At 39.7% G+C, this 1,425-nt stretch carries 1 protein-coding gene; it reads left to right on the top strand.

What is annotated here, in order from left to right:
* The first annotated feature begins 149 nt into the window (after positions 1–149).
* Positions 150–1,421 carry an ISL3 family transposase gene (locus FD17_RS12880; protein WP_057826581.1) on the top strand — a complete coding sequence of 424 codons (1,272 nt, stop codon included), beginning with the start codon at positions 150–152 and terminating at the stop codon, positions 1,419–1,421.
* Positions 1,422–1,425: the final 4 nt, after the last annotated feature.

Consider the following 1,425-nt stretch of genomic DNA (forward strand, 5'->3'; position numbering starts at 1 on the left):
GGTTCTACAATATCTGTTGTTGGTAATAGATTTTTATCTATTACTGATGACAGATTTTTTGTTTATGATTAGAATAAAAAAAGCGGACATTCCCTGTCCGTTCATCAAATCATCCACCACGAAGATTTAGAGAAAGAAGGAAATGCCCTATGTGCAATGATACTACAAAACTATTGCTAGGAATAGATGATGAGAATCTTAAAATTGAAAATGGCGAAAAAGGTGACGATGGGGTTATTAGATTAACTGGCTGCTTAACATACACGCCGAAGGCTTGCCCAAATTGTGGAATTATCAATGATCAAAAAATTATTAACTATGGTTGGCGCATGACCAATGTCCGCTTCTCAAAAACACTCGGCAGTACGGTCCTCTTGGCGCTAAATCGTCGGAACTTTCACTGTAAAGAGTGTCACACCAACTTCCTCGCACAAACATCAGTTGTACCGAAGAACTCTACGATTTCCAATACAACTCGAAAGGAATGCTTGGAGAAGCTAGTAGAGCCCGTTTCTTTGAAACACATTGCCAATGAGTTATCGACTTCAGACTCGTTTGTCGGGAGGCAGTTAATGCGATCAGAACGAGATTTTCAGACTAACTGGCACTATTTGCCCGAGGTCATCCTAATGGATGAAGTTAAGACTACTAAGAGTGCCACTGATGCCATGAGCTTCGAATTCATGAACGGGGAAACCCATGAGTTGATTGATTTATTGCCATTCCGGACGATGCCAAAGCTCGAAAAATACTTTCGTCATTACGACCAAAGCGCTCGAGAAAACGTCAAGATAATAGTCACAGATATGAATTATACCTATCCAAAATTGGTCGAAAAAATCTTTCCTAACGCGCTCGTCATTATCGACCGATTCCATATTGTCAACGCCCTTAACCGGGCGTTCAATAAAACGCGTATTCGCCTAATGAAAGATTTGGCCACCTCATCTAAAGCATATCGGGCCTTAAAGCGATACTGGAAATTACTGCTGGTTCCTGCCGATCAATTGAACTATGAATATTTCCACAAGTGGACAAATTTTGCTTATCCAATCGCTGCCACTGACGTTGTTCATGCATTACTATCAATCAGTCCCGAACTTAAGAAAACATACGAAATAATGAATCAGTTACGCTCAACTATTAAAGCGAAAGACTGGAACAATTATAATTTGGTATTTAGTGATACCCAAGGCTGCTCAGAAGAAATGATTACTGCTTTAGAAACCCTACAACAACACCACGATGAAATCAGAAATACGTTTGCCAATAGTTTCTCCAATGGTCCCTTAGAGGGTTCAAACAATAAGATCAAAGTAATCAAGCGGGCTAGCTTTGGCTATAGAAATTTCTTTCGATTCCGAGCAAGGGTTCTATTTGTGTTCAGAATTAAAACAAAAAGAGCCCTAATCACAAAGTGATTAG

This window comes from Lentilactobacillus sunkii DSM 19904 (genome assembly GCF_001435575.1).
Classification (GTDB): Bacteria; Bacillota; Bacilli; order Lactobacillales; family Lactobacillaceae; genus Lentilactobacillus; species Lentilactobacillus sunkii.

Coding starts and splice junctions, on each gene's coding strand:
- FD17_RS12880 (WP_057826581.1), top strand. CDS start 150: ATGTGCAATGATACTACAAAACTATTGCTAGGAATAGATGATGAGAAT.